We start from the raw sequence: 16,715 nt of genomic DNA, 5'->3' as shown, positions 1-16,715 counted from the left end.
GCACAGGCGTGCGGATCCGGGAACACCGGATCCCCACCCCCGGCAGCAAGCCCTATATCTGCGCCCCCGGCCCCGATGGCCGACTATGGTTCTGCGAGAGCGGCACCGCCAGGATCGGCGCGCTGAATGTGGACACCGGGGAGTTTCAGGAATTCCCCCTCCCCACGCCGGACAGCACGCCCATCGGCATCATCGCAGGCGCCGACGGCGCCATGTGGTTCACGGAGAACACCGGCAACAAGGTCGGCCGCATCACCACCGACGGCCAGATCACCGAGTTCCCAGTCCACACCCCCAACTCGGGCCCCAACGGCATCGTTCTCGGCCCTGATGGCAATGTCTGGTTCTCTCAGACCGATGCGGGCCAGGTCGCCCGCGTCACCCCCGCCGGCCAAGTCACCGAATTCGCCAGCGGCTTCACCCCGGGCTGCCGCCCCCTCTCCCCCGTGGCGCGGGACGGCGCCCTCTGGTTCAGCGAGGCCTCCGGCAACAAGGTTGCCCGCGTCACCACGGACGGCACCGTCACCGAATTCCCCATCCCCAGCCACGACAGCCAGCCCCGCGCCATGGCGACCCACCCCGATGGAGGCATCTGGTTTGTGCAGACCAGCGCCAATGCCCTCGGCCGCGTGGACGCTGAGGGCCGCATCACCGAGCACCCCGTCCCCATTCCCGATGCCTCGCTGCGCGGCGTCACCGTGGGCCCCGAAGGCGACCTTTGGTTCACCGCCAATGCCGCCAACCGCATCGGCCGCATGGCACCCGACGGACGCATGGTCGCGGACCATCCCATCCCCACGCCCGGCGCGGGCGCGCGCTGCATCGCCGCCATGCCCGACGGCCGCCTCTTCTTCACCGCCTACGACATCGGGGCCATCGGCGAGATCGTGACAGCATGAGAACCGAACCCCTCCACTACACCAGCGGCAGCCTCGCCTGCACCGGCACCCTCGTCATCGGTGCGGAAGCCGACGCGGACAGCCCCCTCATCCTCGTCGCCCCCAACTGGCTCGGCGTCACGAAGGAAGCCGCGGAGCGCGCCGCCCGCATCGCCGGCCCGCGCGGCATCGCCCTCGTCGCCGACATGTTCGGCGGCGGCCGCACCGCAACTGGCCCTGAAGATGCCGCCCCTCTCGCCGGCGCTCTCCGAGACGACGTGAACGAACGCCGCCGCCGCATCGCCGCCGCCCTCGACGCCCTCACCGCCGAGGCGGGCCGCAGTGGCATCGGCAACCCCGCCCGCCGCGCCGCGATCGGCTTCTGCTTCGGCGGCGGCAACGTGCTGGAACTGGCGCGCACCGGCGCCGACATCGCCGCCGCCATCTGCCTCCATGGCGATCTCGTCAGCCCCCTCCCCGCGCAGCCCGGCACTGTGAAGGCTTCTCTCCTCGTCGCCCACGGCGCGCGCGACCCCGTCGCCCCCAAGGCCCAGCGCGACGCCTTCGAGGCCGAGATGGAAGAAGCCGGCGCCACCTGGCGCATGATGACCTTCGGCCGCCTCGTCCACTCCTTCTGCGAGGAGGACGCGGACGTCCCCGGCATCGCCGAGTACGACGCCACCGGCGCGGAAGCCACCTACCGCCTCATCGCCGATTTCCTGGCGGAGACCCTTGCCTTGAGTGCGTGAACAGAGCCCCGCGGAAGCGGGCGACAACGAGGAACGTCCAGAATGAACAAGATCATCCGGCGCCTCCTGCCGGCCCTCCTCGCCTCCGCCATGGCCTGGGGCGCGCCCCATTCGGCACAGGCGCAGCCCTACCCCTCGCGCCCCCTCCGCGTCATCGTCCCCATTGCTCCCGGCAGCGTCACGGACGTCATCCTCCGCGCCGCAAGCCCCGAGCTCTCGCAGCGCCTCGGCCAGCCCGTGGTGATCGAGAACCGCGCGGGCGCCAACGGCATCGTCGGCGCCCAGGCCTGCGCCGCCGCCGCGCCGGACGGCTACACGCTCTGCGCCGTCTACCACGCCACCATGTCCTTCAACCCGCTGCAGTTCGACCGCCTGCCCTACGACCCCGCGAGCTTCGTTCCCGTCACCAACCTCTTCCTGCTCACGGAAGTCCTCGTCGCCTCCTCCGCCACGCCCGCGCGCAGCGTGGAGGAGCTGCGCCGCCTCGCCACCACGCAGCCCCTCACCTTCGGCACCCTCGGGGGCGGCTCGTTGCAGGAACTGCTGGTGAGCTGGCTGAACAATCAGTGGGGCGCCAACATCACTGGCATCCCCTATCGCGGCGGCGGTCCCATCGCCCTCGCGGTCGCCGCCAACGAGATCCAGCTCGGCAACATGGGCGTCGGCAACTTCCTCGGCGGGATCCAGGCCGGCACCGTCCGCCCGCTGGCGGTCACGACGACGCGCCGCTCCCCCCTGCTCCCGGAAACTCCCACCTTCGGCGAGGCCGGTCTCGGCGGCTTTCCCTCGCGCGGCTGGTGGGGCCTCGTCGCCCCCGCCGGTACCCCCGCGGAGGCCGTGAACCGCATCAACGCCGAGGTGAACCGCCTCTTCCGCGATCCCGCCTTCGCCGACTTCCTCGGCCGCCAGGGCGTGCAGCCGCAACCCGGCACCCCCGCCGAATTCGCCGCCTTCATGGCGGAGGATCGCGCGGGCGCCGAAGCCCTCATCCGCCTCTCCAACCAGCCGCGCACGGAGTACCGCCCGTCGCCCTGACGCAACGATCCGTGTTGACCGCGATACAGGACACCCATACCGTATCGCGGTCCAAGACGATCAGCGCGAAGCGCGAGCACCAGCACACGAGAAGGGCGCCGCAACGGCGCGCGCAGAGGAAACGATGATGCCCGGAATCCCCGTTTTCCGGCGGGCCGCCCTCGCGGCGGCGCTCGCCCTCACCGCGGCCTTCCCCGCCGCGGCCCAGGCGCCAAATCCCGCACCGAGCGCCGGCGCGGCCTGGCCCACCCACCCGGTCCGCGTGATCATCCCCCAGCCGCCCGGCGGCGTGCTGGACATCCTCATCCGCGCCCTCGCCGGGCCGCTCTCCCAGCAGCTCAGCCAGCCCATCGTCGTGGACAACCGCCCCGGCGGGAACAACGTCGTCGGGCTGGAAGCCTGCGCCACCGCAGCGCCGGACGGCTACACGATCTGCGCCGTCTCCGCGGAAGTCCTCTCCACCTACCCGCTCGTGGAGCCCGCTCTCTACGCGCGCTACAGCTCCCTCGTCCCCGTCACCCTCATCGCCCGCAACCCCGGCGTCGTCCTCGCCAATCCGGGCGTGCCGGCGAAGGACCTTCGCGAGTTCGCGACATGGGCGCGGACGCAGAACGGCCTGAACTACGGCTCCTCCGGCCAGGGCTCCACGCCGCACCTGCTCTGGGAATACATCAAGGGGCACGACAACCTGCGGATCGAGCACGTCCCCTATCGCGGCATCGTCGACGCCTTCAACGAGATGGCGGCGGGCCGCACGCAGGTCTCCTACATCGCCCTCGGCTTCGCGCTGGAGCCCATCGCCACAGGCCGCGTGAAGCCGCTGGCCGTCCTCGGCCGCACCCGCTCCCCGCGCCTGCCCGAAGTCCCCTCCCTTGGCGAGCTCGGCTACGACTTCCCCTATGACGGCCCCTGGTGGGGCTTCGCCGCCCCCGCCCGCACGCCGGACGCCATCCAGCAGCGCATTGCCGCCGCCACGAAGGCCGCCATGGCCGATCCCGGCCTGCGCCAGCGCCTGCTCGACCCCCAGGCCTACGAGGCAGTGGGCAACACCCCCGCCGAGTTCGCCGCCATCATCAAGAACGAGCGCGAGCGAGGCGTCGCCATCGTCCGCGCCGCCGGAATCGAGGTTCGCTGAGCATGGTGCAGAAGATCGCGCTCGAAGAGCACTTCATGATCCCCTCGATGGAGGCCTATTGGCGCCCCACCGTGGAGGATCTTCCCCCAGCCCGCCTGCAGGACGTCCACGCCCGCCTCTCCGACTTCGGGGAAAGCCGCCTGGCCTCCATGGACGCCGCCGGCATCGCCCGCGCCGTCCTCTCCCTCGCCGGCCCCGGCGTGCAGGCCGAGCGCGATCCCGCCACCGCGATCCGCGCCGCGCAGGGCGCCAACGACGCGCTCGCCGAACAGATCGCGCGCCGCCCCGACCGCTACTCCGGCTTCGCGCACCTGCCGATGCAGGACGGCAAGGCCGCCGCCGACGAGCTCGAGCGCTGCGTCACGCAACTCGGCCTCGTCGGCGCCCTGGTGAACGGCCAGACCGACGGCCTCTATCTCAGCGACGAGAAGTACGAGCCCTTCTGGGAACGCGCCGCAGCCCTCGGCGCCCCCGTCTACATCCACCCCAACGACCCGCCCGCCCCCTATGGCGGCTGGGCCGACGAAAAGATCCTCTCCCGCGCCATGTGGGGCTGGACGGTGGAGACCGCGACCCACGCGCTGCGCCTCGTCACCGGCGGCACCTTCGACCGCCATCCGAAGGCCCAGGTCATCCTCGGCCACATGGGCGAGACCCTGCCCTTCCTCCTCTGGCGCCTGGACAGCCGCATCAAGCTCTACAAGCAGGACCGCCCGCTGAAGCGCGCCCCCTCCGACTACATCCGCGAGAACATCGCCGTCACCACCTCAGGCCAGTGCGCGGCGGAGCCCCTGCTTTGCACCCTCGCCTCCCTCGGGGAGGACCGCGTGATGTTCGCCGTGGACTACCCCTTCGAGGAAGCCGAGGTCGCCGGCAGCTTTCTCGACGCCGTCCCCGTCTCCGACGCGGTGCGGGAACGCATCGCCAGCGGCAACGCCAAGCGCCTGCTGAAGCTGTAGGGAGAGAGCGCATGGCGTCCTGGGGCCGCGAACGCCGCATCGAGGACGCCCCGCTGCTGCGCGGGCAGGGCCGCTACGCGGACGACCTCCGCCTGCCCCGCACCGCCTTCGCCGCCTTCGTGCGCGCGCCCCACGCCCACGCGCGGATCGAGGGCATCGAGACCGAGGCCGCCCGCACCATGCCGGGCGTCCTCGCCGTCCTCACCGCCGCCGACCTCGCCATCCCCGGCAGCGTCACGGTCCCGATGCCCGTGAAGGGCCGCGACGGCACCCCCATCCGCCCCGTCCACCGCCCCGCCCTGGCCGCGGACCGTGTGCTCCATCTCGGCGAGGCCGTCGCCCTCGTCGTCGGGGAAACCGCAGCCCAGGCGCAGGACGCCGCCGAACTCGTGGCCGTCAACTACGCCCCCCTCCCCGCCGTCACCCACCCCACCACCGCCCTGGCTGAGGGTGCCCCGCAGCTCTGGCCGGAAGCTCCGGGGAACCTCGCCCTGGACTGGATTGGCCCCAACCCCGAAGCCGCCGCCGAGGTGGACGCCGCCTTCGCGGAAGCCGCCCTCGTCGCCCGCGTCAGCATCCCCATTGGTCGCCTCGTCGTCGCCTCCCTCGAACCCCGCGCCGCCACCGCCGTGCACGAGAACGGCCGCTACACCCTCCATGTCGGTTCCCAGGGCGCTGCCGGCATGCGCCAGGGCGTCGCCGCCGCCATGGGCGTCCCGCAGGACCAGGTGCGCGTCATCAGCGGCGATGTCGGCGGCGCCTTCGGCATGAAGTCCGGCAACTACCCGGAATACCCCGCCCTCCTCGCCGCCGCCCGCATCCTCAACCGCCCCGTCCACTGGTCCTCCACCCGCAGCGAGGCCTTCCTGACGGACAACCAGGGCCGCGGCAGCGACTGGACCGCCGAACTGGCGCTGGACGCCGAAGGCCGCTTCCTCGCGCTTCGCGTCGAAGGCCTGGCCGATCTCGGCGCCTACCTCACCCAGGCCGCGCCCTTCGTCCCCACCGGCCTCGTCATGATGTGCCTGCCCGGGATGTACGACATCCCCCGTATCGCGCTCCGCACGCGCCTCGCCTTCACCAACGCCGTCCCCACCGGCCCTTACCGCGGCGCCGGCCGCCCCGAGATCAACCTGCTGCTGGAACGCACGGTGGAGGAAGCCGCCCGCCTGCGCGGCGAGCCCGCCGCCGATCTCCGCCGCCGCAACCTCATCCCGCCCGCGCGCATGCCCTACCGCACCGCCGTCGGCACCACCTACGACAGCGGCGACTTCCCTCGCATCCTCGACACCGCGCTCCAGGCCGCGAAGCTCGACACCTTCCCCGCCCGCCGCGCCGAATCACGCGCGCGCGGCAAGCTCCGCGGCATCGGCCTGGCCTGCTTCGTCGAGAACGCCGGCGTCATGCCGGAGGAACCCGCCCGCATCGCCTTCGCGCCGGACGGCACGGTGCAGGTCAGCATCAACCCCGTCTCCAGCGGCCAGGGCCACGGGACCGTCTTCGGCGCCCTCGCGGCGCAGCGCCTCAGCCTGCCCCGCAGCGCCATCCACCTAACCGCCGGCGACAGCGACCGCGACGTCCCCGGCTTCGGCGCCGTCGCCTCCCGCTCCGCCATGACCACCGGCGGCGCCATCGCCCTCGCCACCGACGCCGTGCTGGAAAAGGCCCGCCCCATCGCCGCCGGGCTTCTCCAGGCCGAGGCGCCCGCCCTGGAATGGCGGGAAGGCGCCTTCCACGCCGGCCCCGCCGCCGTCACCCTCGCCCAGGTCGCCGCCAGCGCCGCCGAGCGCGGCACCCCGCTCGACACCACCGCGAAGGTCCACGCCCCCACCACCTTCCCGAATGGCTGCCACGTCGCCGAAGTCGAGATCGACCCCGAAACCGGCCAGGTGGATGTCGTTGCCTACCTCGCCGTGGACGATTGCGGCCGCGTCCTCAACCCCATGATCGTGGAGGGCCAGATCACCGGCGGCGTCGCCCAGGGCCTCGGCCAGGCCCTCACGGAGCGGGTGGCCTTCGACCCCGAAGGCCAGCTCCTCTCCGCCACCTTCATGGACTACGCCCTGCCCCGCGCGGAGGAGGTGCCGCCGATCCGCAGCCTGCACATCGAGGTCCCCGCCACCACCAACCCCCTCGGCGTGAAGGGCACCGGCGAGGCCGGCACCACCGCAGCGCCCCCCGCCATCCTCAACGCCATCGCGAACGCCCTGCCGCCCGAATCGGCCGCCCGCCTGATCCTGCCTGCCACGCCCGAGCGTATCTGGCAGGCCCTGCGCGATTCGCCCTGACACGCTTCAGGAAAGGAAATCACGCGCAAGTACGCAGGAGAGTCCGAGAAGAATTCCTTCTCTCCACCAGGACGTCCCCGGGCGAACAAACCCCCGCCCTTACGCAATGGTGAAGCCATGGCGGCTTGATGCTCGCGGCAACGGGGCCAGGATTGTACCTGCCTTTCCGGACGGTCCCCGATGCCCCCTGCCCAACTTCCCGCGCTACGGAGAGACGACGCCGCATGAGGCTCGTCGTCTTCGGCCTCGCCGTCTCCTCCTCCTGGGGGAACGGCCACGCGGCGCTCTGGCGCGCCCTCATTGCCGCCCTCCTGGCCGAAGGCCACCGCGTCACCTTCTTCGAGCGCGACGTCCCCTACTACGCCGACAACCGCGACCTCCACGCCCTGCCCGAGGGCGGCGAGCTCGTCCTCTACAAGGACTGGACCGAGGCCCTGCCGCGCGCCCGCCGGGCGCTGGCCGAATGCGATGCCGGCATGGTCACCTCCTACTGCCCCGATGCGCAGGCAGCGACCGCCTTGCTGATGGACTCCCGCGCCCTCCGCGTCTTCTACGACCTCGACACCCCCGTCACCCTCGCCCGCCTCGAGGCGGGGGAGGACGTCGGCTACATCGGTCCCGAAGGCCTGGGCGGCTTCGACCTCGTCCTCTCCTACACCGGCGGCGCCGCGCTGGACGCCCTGCGCACCCGCCTCGGCGCCCGCCGCGTCGCCCCCCTCTACGGCTCCGCCGACCCCACCATCCACGCCCCTGCGCCGGCCCCCGCCGACCGCTACGCCCTCTCCTACCTCGGCACCTATGCCGAGGACCGCCAGGCCGCCCTCGAAACCCTCTTCCTCGCCCCCGCGCGCCAGCGCCCGGATTCCCGCTTTGTCATCGGTGGCGCCCAGTACCCGAAGGATTTTCCCTGGGGCGAGAACATCTGGTTCCGTCGCCACCTTCCCCCGCCCGAGCACGCGGCGTTCTACGCCGGCTCTCGCCTCACCCTGAACATCACCCGCGCCGCCATGGCCGCCTCCGGCTGGTGTCCCTCCGGCCGCCTCTTCGAGGCCGCCGCCTGCAACGTCGCCCTCCTCTCGGACAACTGGGACGGCCTCGACACCTTCTTTGAGCCCGGCCGGGAAATCCTCATCGCCTCCACCACCGAGGAAGCCCTCGCCGCCCTCGACCTATCCGACGAAGCGGTCGCCACCATCGCCCGCCGCGGCCGCGAGCGCTGCCTCGCCGAGCACACCGCCGCCCGCCGGGCGCGCGAGATGGTGGAGGCCATCGAAGCCGCCTCCTCCCCGGCCCTCTCCCGCGCATGAAGGCAGCCCCGGTGGCCCCAGGTGAGGCTTTGCCTCCCCTGGAACCCCTCCACCGGGGTGGCAACGGCCACCCCGGACCCCGCGATCGGGCTACCGCGGATACGATGCCCGCTGCTTCGCGTTGGGCACGAACCATCACGTCCCACGCCGAGGGTCATAGACCCTCGGCGCAAAACAGCCGCACATTCCGCGGCAGCCTTGCAAAAAAAGATGAGGGGTGGGTTCCAGGGAGGGGAGAATTCCTTCTCCCCTCCCTGGGGCAGCCCGGAGCACCAGAACGATGACAAAGATCTGGGGCATCATCCCCGCCGCCGGTCAGGGCACGCGCATCCAGCCCCTCGCCTTCTCGAAGGAGCTGCTCCCCGTCGGCAGCCGCATGGACGAGAACGGCACGGAGCGCCCGCGCGCCGTCAGCGAACATCTCGTGGAACGCATGGTGCTCGGCGGTGCCGACCGAATCCTCTTCGTCATCTCGCCGCTGAAGTCGGACATCCTCCGCTACTACGGCGCCCGTTACGCCACAGCCGACATCGCCTACGCGGTGCAGGAGCGCGCGGCGGGCCTCTGCGACGCCATCTTCCGCGCCGTTCCCTTCGTGCGGGACGACGAGTGCGTCATCATCGGCCTGCCCGACACGGTGTGGTTCCCCGCGGATGCCCTGCGCCGCCTGCCGGATGACCGCCTCGCCTTCCTCCTCTTCCCCGTGGAGAACCCCACCCTCTTCGACGCCGTGGACACGGACGAGGAGGGCCGCGTGCGCGAGATCCAGGTGAAGCGCCCGGACGCCGCCACGCACTGGATCTGGGGCGCCTTCAAGATGCCCGGCCACGTCTTCCGCGCGCTGCACGCGCTCTGGGAAGCGCGCGACCGTCAGGACGAGTATATCGGCACCCTCATCAACGCCTGGATCGCGCGCGGCAACGCCGCCTGGGGCGTGCGGGCCGGCACCAGCTACGTCGATACCGGCACGCTGAACGGCTACCGCGACGCCTCCCGCCTCCTCGACGCGCCCCAAAGGACGGGGCAGCAGGCCGGAGAAACCGCATGAGCAGCTGGACACCCAATGCCATCGCCGCGCGGGCGGCGGAACTCGGCCCCTGGTTCCACAACCTGGACCTGCAGGGCGTCCGCACCGCGCCGGACCACTTCCTCGGCGACTATCCCGCCAACAAGTTCCGCAACTTCGCCCACGTCATCCCCGCCGACCTCACGGGCAAGACCGTGCTCGACATCGGCTGCAACGGCGGCTTCTACTCGATGGAGATGAAGCGCCGCGGCGCCGCCCGCGTGCTCGGCATCGACTTTGACGACGACTACCTCGCCCAGGCCCGCTTCGCCGCCGAAGTCGAAGGCCTGGACATCGAGTTCCGCCGCCTCTCCGTCTACGACGTCGCCCGCCTCGGCGAGCGCTTCGACGTGGTGGTCTTCATGGGCGTGCTCTACCACCTCCGCCACCCGCTCCTCGCGCTGGACCTCATCTTCGAGCACGTGGCCGGCGACCTTCTCCTCTACCAGTCCATGCAGCGCGGCAGCGACGAGATCGCAAGGATCCCGCCCAACCCGCCCTTCACGGAAACCGCGATCTTCGACGAGCCCGGCTACCCCAAGCTGCACTTCATCGAGGGCGAGTACTCCAACGACTTCACCAATTGGTGGGCGCCCAACCGCGCCGCCTCCGCCGCCATGCTCCGCTCCGCCGGCTTCACCATCGAGGCCGAGCCGGAGCCCGAAGTCTTCCTCTGCCGCCGCGCTCTCCGCAGCCAGGCCTTCTACGGCGCCGTCTACCCCGCGCGCGGCCCGGAGGACGAGGAAGGCGGCGGCACCGCGCCCACTGCCCCGGATACCTCCACCTGAACACGCGAGACCTGCTCGCGCGCCTCGCCGCGCGCGCGCCGGTGGAGGCGCCGGCGGCTCTCGTCATCGCGCATCCCGATGACGAGACCCTTGCCGCCGGCGCCGTCCTCCCCCTCTTCCGCAACCTCCTCATCGTGCAGGTGACGGACGGCGCCCCGAGAAACCTCGCGGACGCCAACGCCGCCGGCTTCGCCACCGCCGAAGCCTACGCCCAGGCCCGCGCCCGCGAGCTGCAAGCGGCCCTCTCCATCGGCGGCGTCCACGCGCAACGCACCACTCTCGGCGCCGCCGACCAGGGCGCCACCCACGCCATGCCCGAACTCGCCCGCGCCCTCGCGGAACGGCTGCGCCAGCACGGCACGCAGGCCGTCCTCACCCACGCCTACGAGGGCGGCCACCCCGACCACGACGCCACCGCCCTCATCGCCGCCGCCGCCGCGCGCCTCGCCGGCATCGGGAGCCTGATCGAGTTCCCGCTCTACCACGCGGCCGAACAGGGCTGGGCCCTCGCCACCTTCCTCCCCGGCCCGGAACCGACCACCCTCGACCTCACGCCGGAAGAACAGGCCCGCAAGCGCGCCATGCTCGCCGCCTTCGCCACCCAGCAAGCCACCCTCGCGCAATTCCCCGTGGAGCAGGAACGCTTCCGCCCGGCCCCCGCGCACGACTTCACCGCCCCGCCCCACCCCGGCCAGCCCCTCTATGAGCGCTATGGCTGGGGGCTCGACTTCCCGCGATGGCAGGCCCTCGCCACCGCCGCGCGCGACAGCCTCGCGCGATGAGCCTCACCATCCTCTCCGTCGCCTATCCCCTGGCCCCCGTCGGCCCGGATTCCGTCGGCGGCGCCGAGCAGGTCCTCTCCACCCTCGACCACGCCCTCCACGCCGCCGGCCACCGCTCCATCGTCATCGCGCAGGAGGGCTCGACCACCGCCGGCACCCTCCGCCCGATCCCTCGCCCGATCGGCCACCTGGACGAAGCCGCCACGCGGCGCGCCCAGGCCGAGACCGCGAACGCCATCGCCGCCACCCTCGCCGAAACCCCCGTGGACGCCATCCACCTTCACGGCATCGACTTCCACGCCTACCTCCCGCCCCCCGGCCCGCCGGTCCTGGCAACGCTGCACCTCCCCCCGGGCTGGTACACCGCCCCCGCCCTCGCCCCCGTGCGCCCGCGCACCTGGCTCCACACCGTCTCCGCCGCCCAGCACGCCGCCCTCCCGCCCGGCTGCACCGCAATCCTCCCCCCCATCCCCAACGGCGTGCCCGTGGAGGAACTGGCCACCGCCCGCCACGCCCCGCGGAACTACGCCCTCACCCTCGGCCGCATCTGCGAGGAGAAGGGCCAGCACCACGCGCTGAAGGCCGCCCACCGCGCCGGCATCCCCCTCCTCATCGGCGGCGCCGTCTTCCCCTACCCCGCCCACGAGGCCTTCTTCGCCGACCACATTGCCCCCCGCCTGGACGCGCGGCGCCGCTTCCTCGGCCCCCTCGGCTTCACGCGGAAGCGCCGCCTGCTGGCCGCCGCCCGCTGCCTCCTGATCCCCAGCACCGCGCCCGAGACGAGCTCCCTCGTCGCCATGGAGGCCGCCGCCTGCGGCACCCCCGTCATCGCCTTCCGCTCCGGCGCCCTGCCGGAGGTGGTGGAGCACGGCATCACCGGCTTCCTCGTGAACGACGCCGCCGAGATGGCGGAGGCCATCCCCCTCGCCGCCACCCTGGACCGCGAGGCGATCCGCGCCACCGCCCGCGCCCGCTTCTCCCGCACCCGCATGGCCGCCGACTACATCGCCCTCTACAGACAGCTATGCGCCGCGACCTGATCACCACGAACGAGGCCATCCCAGCCCTGCGCGAGGACTGGGAAGCCCTCTGGCGCCGTGCCGGCGCCCGCCCCTTCCAGGCCCACGCCTGGCTCCTCCCCTGGTGGAGCGTCTTCGGTACCCCCCACCCCCGCGTCGCCACCCTGCGCGACGCCCACGGCACCCTCCGCGCCCTCCTCCCCCTCTACCGCCTGGAGGAGAACGGCACGGCAAAGCTCCTCCCCATGGGCGTCGGCATCACCGACTACACCGACGCCCTGCTCGACCCCGAAGCCCCGCCGGACGCCATCACCCAACTCCTCGCCACCGCCCTGGCGAACGAATCCGCCCCCTGCGACCTCCCCGATCTCCCGCCGGACGCCGCCCTCCTCGCCGCCGATCCCCCGCCGGGCTGGCGCGCCGAGACCTGGGGCGGCGAGCCCTGCCCCGTCCTCACCCTCCCCGATTCCATCGAGGCCCTGCGCGGCCCCGTCCCCTCCAACACCCTCCGCAAGCTCCGCATGTCCCGCCACCGCGCCGACCGCGCCGGCGGGTGGTCCGCCACCACCGCGAAGCCCGATGAGGTCCCCTCCCTCTGGGAAAAGCTCGTCGCCCTGCACGGGTCCCGCTGGACCCGGAAGGGCGAGGAGGGCGGCGTCCTCGCCGACCCGGCCGTCCTCGCCTTTCACCGCGCCGCCCTGCCCGAGCTGCAGGCCGCCGGCACCCTCCGCCTCCACGCCCTGAGGATCGGCGGAGAGATCGCGGCCATCTTCCACACCCTCGCAGGCCCCGGCCGCCTCCACCTCTACATCGGCGGCTTCGACGAGGCCCGCGCCTTCGAGAGCCCCGGCACCCTCCTCCTCGGCCACCTCATCGAATGCGCCGTCGCGGAAGGCCTCCGCGAGATCCACTTCCTGCGCGGTGCCGAGCCCTACAAATACGGCTGGGGGGCGCAGGACCGCGTGAACACCGGCCGCCGCCTCACCCGCGCATGAGCGAGAACCCCGTCGCCCTCTGCCTCGCCGGCCACCTCTCCCCGGAGGTGGCCCTCGCCCGCCTCCTCCTCACCGGCACCCCGCCCGAGCAGATCCCCGCCCAACTCGCCCCGCACGAGGCCCCCGGGAACCCCGCCTGGCACCGCCTCAGCGCCCTCGCGGCCCGAAGCGACGCCCTCGCATCCCTCGCCGCCATGCTCCGCGAGGCCGAGGTGGACCACGACCCCGTGGACCCAGCCACCGGGGCCACCCCCGAATCCGCCATCGCCGCCATCGCGAGGATCTTCGACCGCGCCGTCGCCCGCGCGCCGGAGGCCAGCGTCGCCGCCTACTCCCTGAACGACCCCGCCATCCTCGCCGCCGCCACCGACGAGATCCTGGCCTGGCTCACCCGGGAATGCCTGATCGCCGGGGATAAGGACGTCCTCGACCTCGGCTGCGGCATCGGCCGCGTCGCCGCCGCCCTCGCCCCCCATTGCCGCAGCGTCCTCGCCCTCGACGTCTCGGCGGGCATGATCGAGGAGGCCCGCCGCCGCCACGGCCACCTCCCCAACCTCCGCTTCGCCACCACCCCCGGCACCGGCCTCGCCGGCCACCCCGCGGCGGGTTTCGACCTGATCCTCGCCGTGGACAGCTTCCCCTACCTCGTCCAGGCCGGCATCGCGGAATCCCACATGCGCGACGCCGCCCACCTCCTCCGCCCCGGCGGCGCCCTCGCGGTCCTGAACCTCTCCTACCGTGGCACCCCCGGGGCCGACCGCGCCGACGCCGCCCGCTGGGCCGCGGAGGGCGGCTGGCACCTCGCGCATGACGGCACCACCCCCTTCACCCTCTGGGACGGCCGCGCCTTCCTGTTCCGCAGGCCCCGCAGCCCCTGAGGAGGCCGGGCGCGATCCGCCAGCGCGCCAGGAAATACCCCGCCGGCACCATTATCCCGCCACTGCTCAGGCGATAGGTTGTGGCCATGGTCGCCCCCCTCCCTGCCGCCGGGACCTGGCCCATAGGGGACAGCGAGATGGCCCGGCGCATCCGCGCCTTCGACTGGCCCGGGACACCGCTCGGCCCCACCGGTGCCTGGCCGCCGAGCCTGCGCACCGCCGTGGATCTGCTGGTCCCGCACGGCTTCGCCATGATCGCGCTCTGGGGCCCGGACCTCATCCAGATCTACAACGACGGCTACCGCGACCTCATGGGCGCCAAGCACCCCAGGGGGCTCGGGCAGCCGACGCGGGAGTGCTGGCCCGAGGTCTGGCACATCAACGCACCCATCTACGCCCGGGTCCGCAGGGGCGAGACCCTCACCTTCGAGGACACCCTCTACCCGCTCGAGCGCTCGGGCACGCCGGAGGGCACGCCGGAGAATGTCCGGCTCACCATCACCTACAGCCCCCTCCGGATCGAGGACGGCGAGGTGGCCGGCATCCTCGTCACCATGATCGAGACGACGGCCCGCCACCTCGCCGAGGAGGCCCGCGCCCGGAGCGAGGCGGCCCTGCGCGAGAGCGAGGCCCGGCAGGCCTTCCTCCTGAAGCTCAGCGACGCGCTGCGCCCCCTCTCCGGTCCGGCCGGGTTGCAGGAGGCCGCCTGCCGCATCCTGGCCGAGCAGCTGGACGTGGACCGCGCCTACTACGTCGAGGTGGACGAGGCCGCGGGCACCGCCCGGGTCGCGCAGGATTTCGTGCGCGGGGGCGCCCCAAGCCTGGCCGGGGAGCACCGGATCGCGGACTTCGCGTGGGCGGTCGCGAACCTCTACCAGGATCGCCACGTCGTCAGCGACACGCGGACATCAGGGCTCGTGCCCCCGGCCGACCGGCCCATCAGCGCCGCGCTCGGGATCATCGCCTGCATGGGCGCGCCCCTGATCAAGGAGGGCCGCCTGGTCGGCGCGCTCTGCGTCACCGCGTCCCACCCCCGCGACTGGCGGGAGGACGAGGTCGGCCTGATGCGCGAGGTCGCCGAGCGCATCTGGGCCGCGGTGGAGCGCGCCCGCGCCGAGGCGGCGCTGCGCGAGAGCGAGGAGCGCTTCCGGCAGTTCGCGGCCTCCTCCTCGGACGCCCTCTGGGTGCGAGACGCCGCCACCTTCGCCTTCGAGTTCGCGAGCCCCGCCCTGGAGACGATCTTCGGCGTGGCGCCGGACAAGGCCCTGGCCGAACCACGACTGCTGAGCGCGCTGATCGTGCCGGAGGAGCGGGAGGAGGTCTCCCGCCGCGTCGCACGGATCGGCGCCGGCGAGAGGATCGTGCAGGAGTACCGCATCCTCCGCCCCACGGACCGGTCCTTCCGCTGGATCCGGAGCACGGGCTTCCCGCTGCAGGACGAGAACGGCGCCGTGCGCCGCATCGCCACCATCGCCTCCGACATCACGGAGGCCAGGCTGCTCGCCGAGCACCAGGGCGTCCTGCTGGCCGAGCTGCAGCACCGGGTGCGCAACATCATGGCGGTGATCCGCTCTGTCGCGAGCCGCACCGCGGAGGGCGCTTCGGACGTGGAGGAGTACCGCACCCTCATCTCCGGCCGCCTCCTCACCCTTGCCCGCGTGCAGGCCCTGCTCACCCGCTCGGCGAACATGAGGGCGGGCATCACCGCCGTCGTCGGCGACGAGCTGGCGGCGGCGGGGCACAAGGGGCAGTACGCCCTCTCCGGCCCTGAGGTGACGCTCTCGCCGAAAGTGGCCGAGGTCCTGACCCTGGCCGTCCACGAGCTCGCGACCAACGCGGTGAAGTACGGCGCGCTCTCCGTGCCGGAAGGCCAGGTGCGGGTGAGCTGGACGTCGGAGGAGCGGCGCGGCGCGCCCTGGCTCCTGTTCGACTGGGAGGAGGAGGGCGCGCCGGAGCCGCTGGCTCCCGCGTCTCCCCGCCGCCGCGGCTTCGGCACGAAGCTGATCGAGGGACGCATCCCCTACGAGCTGGGCGGAGATGGCCGGATCACCTTCCATCCCGGCGGCGCGCGCTGCCGCATCGAATTCCCGCTGCGGGACGGGGCCAGCATCCTGGAAACCGGCGCGCCAGCCCCCATCACAGTGTTCGGAGGGATGCTGGACATGCGGAACGCGGCCGACCTCACAGGGCAGCACGTCCTTGTGGTGGAGGACGACTATTACATCGCGATCGACACCGCGAGCGCGCTGCAAGGTGCGGGCGCGGAGGTGCTGGGCCCCTGCCCGACCGAGGCGGCGGCGCGGGAGGTGCTGGAGCGGGCCACCCCGACCTGGGCGGTGCTGGACATCAACCTCGGGGAAGGCCCGTCCTTCTCGCTCGCGCGGGCGCTGCGGGCGCGGGGCGTGCCCTTCCTGTTCATCACCGGCTACGACGAGGCGGCGATCCTGCCCGAGTTCGCGGGCGTGGCGCGGCTGCAGAAGCCCGTCGAGCCGCGCCAGCTCGTGGCCGCCATCGCGGAGGCCACCGGCCTCCGCCATCCGCAAGGGAAGGCCTAGGCGGGCAGGGCCCCGCCCGGGATGGGCGTGACCGGCTCATCCGCGGCACCGCCAGGGACGACATCGCCCGGGGCAGGGCGGGCGACGACCGCATCGCCGGACGCGCGGGCAACGACGGGCTGAGCGGCAATGACGGCGACGACCTGATCGTGTCCTACGGCGATGGCGACCAGCTCCGCATCGATGCCGACGCGCCGAACGCCCTCAGCCAGGCCGACTTCCACTTCGCCTGAGCCGCCGAAGCCCCTTCCCCTGTCTCCCCGGAGATGCGCGGGCGGGCG

Annotated in this window: 15 protein-coding genes; all 15 read left to right on the top strand. The window is 72.8% G+C overall.

Translation table 11 applies throughout. From position 1 onward, the window contains the following. The first annotated feature begins 8 nt into the window (after nt 1-8). The gene (locus NRP21_RS14905) at nt 9-899 is read left to right on the top strand and encodes a Vgb family protein (protein ID WP_257717007.1); all 891 of its coding nucleotides are present in this window, start codon (nt 9-11) and stop codon (nt 897-899) included. Further along, nucleotides 896-1,627: a dienelactone hydrolase family protein gene (locus NRP21_RS14900; RefSeq protein ID WP_257717006.1), complete on the top strand. Its 732-nt coding sequence runs from the start codon at nt 896-898 to the stop codon at nt 1,625-1,627. Before NRP21_RS14905 ends, NRP21_RS14900 begins: the two co-directional genes overlap by 4 nt. A 42-nt stretch (nt 1,628-1,669) precedes the next feature. After that, nucleotides 1,670-2,662, top strand: coding sequence for a Bug family tripartite tricarboxylate transporter substrate binding protein (locus NRP21_RS14895; protein ID WP_257717005.1), 993 nt, complete (start codon nt 1,670-1,672; stop codon nt 2,660-2,662). A gap of 124 nt (nt 2,663-2,786) precedes the next feature. Next, on the top strand, nt 2,787-3,797 hold the full coding sequence (locus NRP21_RS14890) for a Bug family tripartite tricarboxylate transporter substrate binding protein (RefSeq protein ID WP_257717004.1): 1,011 nt from the start codon (nt 2,787-2,789) through the stop codon (nt 3,795-3,797). Nucleotides 3,798-3,799: 2 nt separating this feature from the next. Further along, nucleotides 3,800-4,756, top strand: coding sequence for an amidohydrolase family protein (locus NRP21_RS14885; RefSeq protein ID WP_257717003.1), 957 nt, complete (start codon nt 3,800-3,802; stop codon nt 4,754-4,756). A gap of 11 nt (nt 4,757-4,767) precedes the next feature. Beyond that, the gene (locus NRP21_RS14880) at nt 4,768-7,044 is read left to right on the top strand and encodes a xanthine dehydrogenase family protein molybdopterin-binding subunit (protein WP_257717002.1); all 2,277 of its coding nucleotides are present in this window, start codon (nt 4,768-4,770) and stop codon (nt 7,042-7,044) included. A 224-nt stretch (nt 7,045-7,268) separates the two neighbouring features. Then, entirely contained in the window at nt 7,269-8,351 is a 1,083-nt protein-coding gene (locus NRP21_RS14875) for a CgeB family protein (RefSeq protein WP_257717001.1), read from the top strand. Between the two features lie 280 nt (nt 8,352-8,631). After that, nucleotides 8,632-9,399 carry a sugar phosphate nucleotidyltransferase gene (locus tag NRP21_RS14870; RefSeq protein ID WP_257717000.1) on the top strand — a complete coding sequence of 256 codons (768 nt, stop codon included), beginning with the start codon at nt 8,632-8,634 and terminating at the stop codon, nt 9,397-9,399. After that, on the top strand, nt 9,396-10,205 hold the full coding sequence (locus tag NRP21_RS14865; RefSeq protein ID WP_257716999.1) for a TIGR04290 family methyltransferase: 810 nt from the start codon (nt 9,396-9,398) through the stop codon (nt 10,203-10,205). The genes NRP21_RS14870 and NRP21_RS14865 overlap by 4 nt, the downstream gene beginning before the upstream one ends. 41 nt (nt 10,206-10,246) lie before the next feature. After that, nucleotides 10,247-10,987, top strand: a complete 741-nt coding sequence (locus NRP21_RS14860; protein ID WP_257716998.1) for a PIG-L deacetylase family protein — start codon at nt 10,247-10,249, stop codon at nt 10,985-10,987. Beyond that, complete coding sequence (locus tag NRP21_RS14855; RefSeq protein WP_257716997.1) at nt 10,984-12,027, top strand: glycosyltransferase; 1,044 nt, start codon at nt 10,984-10,986, stop codon at nt 12,025-12,027. The genes NRP21_RS14860 and NRP21_RS14855 overlap by 4 nt, the downstream gene beginning before the upstream one ends. Further along, nucleotides 12,012-13,001 carry a GNAT family N-acetyltransferase gene (locus tag NRP21_RS14850; protein ID WP_257716996.1) on the top strand — a complete coding sequence of 330 codons (990 nt, stop codon included), beginning with the start codon at nt 12,012-12,014 and terminating at the stop codon, nt 12,999-13,001. Before NRP21_RS14855 ends, NRP21_RS14850 begins: the two co-directional genes overlap by 16 nt. Next, a complete protein-coding gene (locus tag NRP21_RS14845; protein ID WP_257716995.1) occupies nt 12,998-13,879 on the top strand; it encodes a class I SAM-dependent methyltransferase in 882 nt (293 codons plus the stop codon). The genes NRP21_RS14850 and NRP21_RS14845 overlap by 4 nt, the downstream gene beginning before the upstream one ends. 137 nt (nt 13,880-14,016) lie before the next feature. Continuing rightward, on the top strand, nt 14,017-16,434 hold the full coding sequence (locus NRP21_RS14840; protein ID WP_257716994.1) for a PAS domain-containing protein: 2,418 nt from the start codon (nt 14,017-14,019) through the stop codon (nt 16,432-16,434). 38 nt (nt 16,435-16,472) lie between these two features. Continuing rightward, nucleotides 16,473-16,667: a hypothetical protein gene (locus NRP21_RS28045; RefSeq protein WP_408639632.1), complete on the top strand. Its 195-nt coding sequence runs from the start codon at nt 16,473-16,475 to the stop codon at nt 16,665-16,667. Nucleotides 16,668-16,715 lie beyond the last annotated feature (48 nt).

This window comes from Roseomonas populi (assembly GCF_024594815.1).
Classification (GTDB): Bacteria; Pseudomonadota; Alphaproteobacteria; order Acetobacterales; family Acetobacteraceae; genus Roseomonas; species Roseomonas populi.
Note: the sequence above shows the minus strand (reverse complement) of the source record. Positions and strands in the feature narration are given on the sequence as shown.